At 69.7% G+C, this 7,582-nt stretch carries 7 protein-coding genes and 1 tRNA gene; 1 reads left to right on the forward strand and 7 read right to left on the reverse strand.

What is annotated here, in order from left to right; genetic code table 11:
• Positions 1-864: formimidoylglutamase (locus WBA11_RS10460; protein ID WP_424520637.1), on the forward strand; the 864-nt coding region annotated here is incomplete at its 5' end.
• 428 nt (positions 865-1,292) lie between these two features.
• Here WBA11_RS10460 and WBA11_RS10465 read toward each other — a convergent pair.
• The 7 genes from WBA11_RS10465 to WBA11_RS10495 form a co-directional block, all read right to left on the reverse strand.
• Positions 1,293-1,481 (reverse strand): hypothetical protein, encoded by a 189-nt coding sequence (locus tag WBA11_RS10465; protein WP_424520638.1) that lies wholly within the window; start codon positions 1,479-1,481, stop codon positions 1,293-1,295.
• Between the two features lie 100 nt (positions 1,482-1,581).
• Complete coding sequence (locus WBA11_RS10470) at positions 1,582-2,298, reverse strand: LmeA family phospholipid-binding protein (RefSeq protein WP_424520639.1); 717 nt, start codon at positions 2,296-2,298, stop codon at positions 1,582-1,584.
• Positions 2,299-2,405: 107 nt separating this feature from the next.
• Positions 2,406-4,529: a T9SS type A sorting domain-containing protein gene (locus WBA11_RS10475; RefSeq protein ID WP_424520640.1), complete on the reverse strand. Its 2,124-nt coding sequence runs from the start codon at positions 4,527-4,529 to the stop codon at positions 2,406-2,408.
• 174 nt (positions 4,530-4,703) lie between these two features.
• On the reverse strand, positions 4,704-4,931 hold the full coding sequence (locus WBA11_RS10480; protein WP_424520641.1) for a hypothetical protein: 228 nt from the start codon (positions 4,929-4,931) through the stop codon (positions 4,704-4,706).
• A gap of 165 nt (positions 4,932-5,096) precedes the next feature.
• Positions 5,097-5,170: transfer RNA gene (locus WBA11_RS10485), tRNA-Lys, on the reverse strand.
• 88 nt (positions 5,171-5,258) lie between these two features.
• Complete coding sequence (locus tag WBA11_RS10490; protein ID WP_424520642.1) at positions 5,259-5,852, reverse strand: hypothetical protein; 594 nt, start codon at positions 5,850-5,852, stop codon at positions 5,259-5,261.
• A gap of 101 nt (positions 5,853-5,953) precedes the next feature.
• Positions 5,954-7,582, reverse strand: a 1,629-nt coding sequence (locus tag WBA11_RS10495; protein ID WP_424520643.1) for a TonB-dependent receptor domain-containing protein, incomplete at its 5' end; no start/stop codon positions are given.

The following is a 7,582-nucleotide window of genomic DNA, read 5'->3' on the forward strand; positions in this document are numbered from 1 at the left end:
CTCGGCGACTGGCTGCGCGATGCTCCGCTGTCTGGCGACACCCGCGTCGCGCTCGTGGGCTTCCCGTCGGACGAGGGCGTGCGGCGCAACGGCGGCCGCCCCGGTGCCGCCCGTGCTCCCGCCGCGATCCGCGACGCCCTCTACCGGATGACGCCCGACGCGCGCGACCCGGAGCCGTTCGTCGACCTTCTCGCGCGTACCGCCGTCCTCGAGGACGTGGTCGTGACCGGCGACCTCGAGGCCGATCAGGTCCGGCTCGGCGCCGTCGTGGGTGAGCTTCTAGAGCGAGACGTCGTCCCGATCGTGCTGGGGGGCGGACACGAGACGGCGTACGGTCACTTTCTGGGCTACGTCGCCGTGAACCGGCCCGTAAAGGCCCTCAATTGGGACGCCCACGCCGACGTTCGCGCCCTCGGAGACGAACTCGGGCACTCGGGGTCGCCGTTTCGGCAGATGCTCGATCACCCGTCCGGCCTCTGTCGAGGCTATACGGTTGCCGGACTGCTTCCGTGGCGCGTCGCATCGTCCCACGTCGAGGCCGTCTGCCAATCCGGCGATGTCATCTGGGCTCGCGACCTGACCTCCGACCGCGCTGAAGCCCTGATTTCCGACCTCGAGGGCGACACCCTGGCCTCGTTCGACCTCGATGCTGTGGACGCGGCGCCGGGCGTGAGCGCTCCTGGCGTCGGTGGCTTGCCGGTCTCGGTCTGGCTTCGGGCCGCCGAGGCGTGCGGCCGGAGCCCCCGGGTCCGCTCCGTCGACGTCGTCGAACTCAGTCCGGCCTTCGACCCCACCGGTCGGACGGCCGTGCTGGCGGCGTTGACCGTGTGGCACGTCCTCCGTGGCCTGTCCTATCGCGGCTGAGAGGCGTCGCGTCGATCTACGGCGCTGGGCCTGCACGATTGCGCCCCGCCCTTGGCCATCGAGGGCGGACAGCGCGGTCATCGGGCGGGTGCGTCGGCCAGAGCGCGAGAGCCACGCCTCGGTCCGGCGCCGACTCTGGTTCTCGGCAACGCATCGACGATACGCGCACGGTATCGTCGCGAGCTGCATTTGGAGGGGCGAGCCGAGCACGCCGCGTACGTCTCCGGGTCGCGGCCGATCACCAACACGCTGTCCGTTCCGGTGTCCTTTCCGACACGCGCGAGCGCCCGGTCGAGGACGGGACCGGCTGGCACGTGCGTGACGCCGTGTATGCCGTTCGCCGTCCGGCGCTGACCCGTAACCGGGCAGATCGTCGCTCCGATGGCCTCGAGCGACACGCCCTTGACGCCGACGCCAGACGCCCCACCTCACGCGGCCGGTGTCAGCCTCCAGCGCTGGACGGTCGCGGCCAACAGCGCGATCTCGTCTTCCCGGGCCTCCGCGCGCTGCCGCCGCCGCCACGCCTCGAGCGCAGACGTGACGAGGGCCGCGAGGACACTGCTGAGCAGCGCTGCTACGGCCGTGATGGCGGGCGCGAAGAGGAGGTGTAGAAACACGGAGCCGAGTGAGCCCCCGTGCTTTCGCAACCCTCGTGCCGCTCCCCGTTAGGGAGCAACAAGTGCCGACACCCGTTCTAGCTCGGATCTGCCACGCGTTCTAGTGGCTCAAATCAGAACGCGGCATGTCCGATTTGACCCCTCTAGAGATCTGAAGCCCGCTCAGGTCGCCCGCGGCCTCGAGGACGAGGACGCCGTCCTCGACGCGCACGTCCGTGACCGTCAGCGCGATGTCGTCGTCGGTCAGGTCGAGGACGGGGTTGATCTCGCGCTCGATCCGGTCCTTGAATCCGCTGATGTTGATCCGGCCGGCCCGCGCGCTGATCACGTTGAGGCGGACCACCCCGGCCTCCGCGGCGAATCGCCCACGGATCTCGATGTTAACGGGGATCTCGTAATCGGCGAGCTCGCCGCGCATGGTCAGCAGCATCTGGTCGGGCGCCGATAGCGTTAGAGTCGCGTCCGAGATGCCGTCCAGGCCCTCGAGGTAGGTGTCGAGGTCGGCAGTCAGGACGAAGGCCGTCGCGCTGGCGCTCCCGACGCCCGTGATCTCCTTCTCGCCGCGGTCGAAGACCACGTCCTCGAGGACGGCTTCGAAGCGGTCGATCACGGGCGCGTTCTCGCGTGCGACCCGGAGCCCCACGACCTCGATGCGGTCGGCAGTGCTGGAGGTGACGCTCACGCCCTCGACGGAGACCTGGTACTCGTCGGCCGGACCGATGGCCTCGGGGAGCGCGGCCTCGATCTCGGAGGCGACGCGACCGGAGACCGAACATCCTGAGACAAGGAGGGCGAGGGTGAACAGACGGATGGCCATAGACGGGGAGAAGGACTAGGCGAAACAACCCGACACCGGGTCCATCCGGTCCCCCTCCCGCTAAAAATCACGCCCCTGCGGGCTCGGAGATCTACCCGACGAAGGCTCTAGCGGACGACCGTGAGCTGCCTGGTTACGACCTCCGCGCCAACCTCTGCCCGGACGATATAGACACCGCTCGCGACCGTCGGCGCCCACTCGAGGTCGTGGACGCCGGTCCCCAGCGATTCACCGGCCAGAACCGCCACGATCCGTCCCGTCGCGTCGAGGACGGTCACGTGGACATCGGACGGCGCGTCCAACCGGAGCCGGACGGTCGCCGTCGTGCGAACGGGGTTGGGGAAGGCGACGACCTCGAGGTCGGACGTCGGAGCCGACTCGGCGTCTACCGCGACGAGCTCGGCGGTCCGGTACACGCCGCGGCCGACCGTCCCGAAGTAGACGCGGCCGTCGTCCTCGACGGCGAGCGCTGCCGGTACGAGCCCCGTCGGCCCGACGATGGCGTCCCAGGGGCTCCCGTCGCGAGACTGGTACAGGGACCCGTCCGACTGGGCCACCACGACGACGCCCCGGCGGTCGGTCGCCAAAAGGGCTGTCGATCCCGAGAGGCCGGACCGGACTTCGGTCCACGTTGCGCCTTGGTCGTCGGAGCGGAACGGGCCGGGCCGCTCGCTGAACGAGGCGTACACCGTGCCGGACCGGTCGGCGGCCAGCGCCTGGGTCCGGGAGGGCTCGAAGCCAAACCCGCTGTTGACGAAGCTCCACGTCACCCCGTCGTCATCGGAGCGTAAGACGCCGCCGGGGACGGCCCGGTTGCTCGCATTGTCGAGGCCGGCGTAGACGGTCCCGTCCGGAGCAGAGGCGACGACGCGGACCCGGCCTTCCGGGGTGTCCACGAACGTCCACGAAGCGCCCCCGTCCCTAGACCGGGCGACGCCTTGGTCGAACGTGCCCGCGAGGAGGGTGCCCGCCGTGGTCTCGGCGACGGAGTAGACCGTCCGGGTGACGTCTTGCGAACGGGTCCACGAGGCGCCGCCGTCGGTCGAGAGGTAGAGACCGGAGTCCGTCCCGGCGAGCAGCGTGCCCGCATTCGTCCGCGTCATCGCGTAGACGCGGAAGCCGGTCAGGCCTCGCGCCGTCAAGCTCTCCCACCGCCTCGAGGTCGGGTCCCAGCGACTCGCGTTCGCCGGCCGCGCTTGCTGGGTCCCGGCGAGCAGCCGGCCTTCGCCATCGAGGGCGAGCGAGGTCACGCGCGTGTTCAGGAATCCGTCGTTGGCGCTCGCCCAGGTGGTCCCTCCGTCGTTGGAGCGCCAGACGCCGCCGTCGAAGGTCGGTGCGATCACCTGGCCGGGACCGGCTTCTGCCAAGGTGTAGACCCCGGACATGTTGGGGCCGTCGCTGGCCCGCCACGTCGTGCCCCCGTCGTCGGACAGGTAGACGACGGAGTACGTCGAGGCGAGCAACCGACCGCTCGCGAGGGCGGCCAGCGCGTAGTAGCGCGCCGTCGGGGACGAGCTGACGCCCTCCGTCACCTCCTCCCACCGACTCGCCCCGACCTCGAGGCGGTAGAGGCCCGAGGCGGTGGCGGCGAGCGTCCGTCCCGTCGAGGTCACGAGAAGCGACGAGACGTCGGCGTCGGGGAGACCGTCGGAGACGGAGGTCCAAGTCGTACCGCCGTCGTCGGAGCTGTGGACGCGGCCCGCCCCTCCGGCGAGCAGCCGTCCCGGAGCGACCTCGAGGGCGGTCACCAACATCGTATCGAGGCCAGCGCCGACGGCCTCCCACGTGTCGCCGCCGTCGAGGGAGCGCACGACGCCAGTGCTCCGGGACCCGACGAACACGCGTCCCTCGTCATCGAGGACGAGGTCGCTTACGCGGCCGAACCCGCCGTCGGGCCGGCGGGCCTCCCAGGTGACACCGCCGTCTCTAGACCGTTGGACGTCCGCCCTCGAGGCCGCGAACAGAACGCCGTCGGCGGACCGTGCGAAGGCCTCGTAGCGGGCAGGGGGCAGTGCGTCGAGGTAGGTCCAGGTCTGCCCCCCGTCGCTCGACCGGAAGGCGGACGTGAGGCCGTCGTACGTGCCCACCACGACGTCCCCGTCGGACTGCGCGAGGACGGACCAGGCGCTGCCGCCGGCGGGACCCTCGAGGGACTCGAGGACGGGCTGGGCGTGGGCAGGCGCCACCAGGAGGGCCAGCGTGGCGGCGAGGAGAGCGATGGAGCGTGTCATTGGAGTGGAGCGGGAGGGGGCCTATCTCCAGACGCACCATTCTCCCTCGATACCGGTCACGCCATCTCGTACCTCTCGCGGCGAACGTCCTGTCCCCATGTCCTGTGTCCGCTCAGGACACCGGCTGAGGTTGGGTAGCGCCGAACACCAGACCACGCCAGCAGAGCTACGTCCTCAACGGTCAACTCCCCAGTGTGCCTCGCGGTGACAGTTGGCACACAGGAGGTCGCACTTGTCGAGTTCACGTTTGACACGCTCCCAGGCCCAGGTCTGAGCCTTCCCCGCGACGTTGAAGTCTTTCTGGTCGGGGTCTCGGTGGTGGAACTCGAGGGCTGCCGAGCACCTCTTGTACCCGCACCGTTCGCACTCCCCACCCTTGTACTCGATGGCGAGGGCGGCCATCTTCTTGCGGCGTCGGGTCACAGCGTCCACGTTGCATTTTCGGCACCGCAAACGCGCCGATCCCGAGAACGTGGTGAGCCCATGGCGTGGACACACTTTCTGTACGGTCGGCACAAACGAAAGGGCTGGATTACGACAGTGTAATCCAGCCCTCAGTTCGTCGGGTGCCTCCAGAAGGATTCGAACCTTCGACCTTGAAATTAAGAGTTTCCTGCTCTAACCAGCTGAGCTATGGAGGCACCCGCAATCTACCGAGCGCGTCCTCGAGGGCAAGCGGAGGCGTTATGAAAGCGTCACCGCCGTCCTCGAGGGCGCGACCCCGTTAGGTCAGGAGCCGGCCCCGACCGTGACCGGGAACGGGACCTCGACGTCGATCTCGTCGCTCGTCGCCGTCGAGGACGTCTTGGGCGCGTCGTCGAAGTGGTAGAGGATGGCGTTCATCGTGCCCGAGCCCGACGCGCCGGCCGCGACGTCGACCTCGAAGTCGAGCCCGACAGCGAAGTCGCCGCTGTTGTCGTCCTCGGACGAGTAGTCGCTCTCGGTGTCCGTGATGCGGACGGTCCCGATCGAGGCCGGCGAGAGCGCGTAGGCGAACAGGTGCTCCTCAGCCTCCTCTTCGATCTCCTCGGTGATGTCCTCGTCGTTGAACGTGTCGCGGAGCTCGATGGAGCCGGCGTAGGTCACGCCCGGCCGGAGCACGAGCGTCGAGGGCGAGAACGTCCGATTCGTCCCGTCGGCGTCGAAGTTGACCTGAATGGTCGCCGTCTCACCGCCGTCGTCGGGCGTGAGCGAGAGGGTGACTTGCGAGATGAGCTCCTCCTCGCCGGCGCCGTCGTCGCCCGGCTCGCCCGAATCGCAGGCGGTGAGGGACAGGGAGCCGAGCAGGGCGAGGCTGGCGAGAGTGCGGGTATGCTTGAACACGGTGATGGGGGGAGTGCGAGGGCCGCCGCCGATGGACCGAAGTGTCCGAAAGCCGACGACCCCTGGGAGATGCCCGAGAGAGTCCCGGGCGGTGGGAGTCGTTAGCTGAGCGGGACCGTGACGCGGAGCGTCGCGTTGCGGCCGGGCTCGTCGATGAAGTAGCGGAAGCGGCTGAGCGCGTCGCGGTAGCGAACGTCGAACAGGTTCTCGACGCCGAGCTGGATGCGGGCCGGAACGCCCGTCCAGCTAACCGTCCCGCCGATGCGCAGGCCAGCCAGCGTGTACGCCGGCGGGTAGGGCGCCGGCAGGAACGCACCGGGCTGGACCCGGTCCTGCCGCGCCACGTGCTCGGCGTCGACCTCGAGGAAGGCGTCCTCCAAGCCGAGCGCGCGCGTCTGGGTAAACCGGACGTGGCCACCGAAGCGGTCGGCCGGGACGCCAAAGAGGGGACCGTCGACCTCGAGGTTGTCGGCGCGCAGGATCGAGGCACGGGCGCCGACGTCGAGCCACGGCGCGGGCCGGACCTCGAGGGTGGCGTCGACCCCGGCGAAGCGCGCGTCGGCGTTCGTGGTCTGGAAGGTGGGGAACGTGCCCCGGATGGTCACGGTCGGCTCGGGGTCCTCCAAGGCGTAGACGTAGTTGTCGATGTGGTTGAGGTAGGCCGAGACCTCGGCGCTGGCCCACGCGCTCTCGTGGCGGACCGTCGCGTTGACGTCGAAGCTGCGCTCGACCTCGAGGTCGGGGTCGCCGATCTCGAACTGGGCCGTCCCGTGGTGGACGCCGAAGGCGTAGAGCTCGCTCACGTTCGGGGGCCGCCACGCGCTGCCGACGTTGGCCGCCAAGCTCCACTGGTCCGAAAGCGAGTAGATGCCGCCGACGACCGCCGCGCCGCCCAGGAACGTCCGCCGGACGTCGTCGAAGCTGCGCGTTTGGAAGTTGCGCGGGAAGGCGCGCTGCGTCCGGGCGTCGATCCGGGTGCCGACGTCGAGCGTGAACCGGCCGGTGACGGCGTAGCTGCCGTGGGCGAACAGGCCCCCGTCGTAGGCGCGGAAGTTGGGGATGAGGAAGCCGGTCTCGCCGTTCTCGTTGAGCTGCGTCCGCCCCTGGAACCCGATCGCGAGCCGCGCCCGGTCCGAGACGTCGGGTTCGAGCTTGACGTCGACCGACTGCGTGGCCAAGGTGACGTCGAACGCGGGTCGTTCGCCCAGGGCCGCGAGCGAGTCGTTAAAGGGGCGGTGCGCGTCGAACTCCTGGCGCCGGTTCTGCTGGGCCGAGAGGGTCGCGTCGAGGTGGCCCCAGTCGAACGTCGTGTGGCCGTGGATGCTCGCCACGTCGTGCGTGACGGTTTGCTTGGGCGCGTCGATGTCGTACGAGAACTGGTAGTCCCACGCCGGGTCCGGCCCGCCGCGCTCGATGATGGCCTCCAGGTTGCGGGCATTCCCGAAGTGCGAGCCACGGTAGATGCCGAGCTCGGTGCTGTAGCGGCGCAAGTGGGCGTCGACCTCGGTGTCACCGCGCTGGTAGCCCAGCGTCAGGTGCCCGGCGGCCTCGGCGAACGCCGAGTTGCGGATCACGAAGTCCGGCGTCCGCGCGTCACCGGCCCGTCGCGCCGAACCTTGGAGCCGCCACGAGAAACCGGGCAGCCCCGCAGGCGCGTCCTCGACGAGAAGAGACCCCGCGCCCTGCCCCGAGTTGGTAAACGCCTGGAGCGACAGGCGTCCGTCTAGGCC

The organism is Rubrivirga sp., from assembly GCF_049648075.1.
Taxonomy (GTDB): Bacteria; Bacteroidota; Rhodothermia; order Rhodothermales; family Rubricoccaceae; genus Rubrivirga.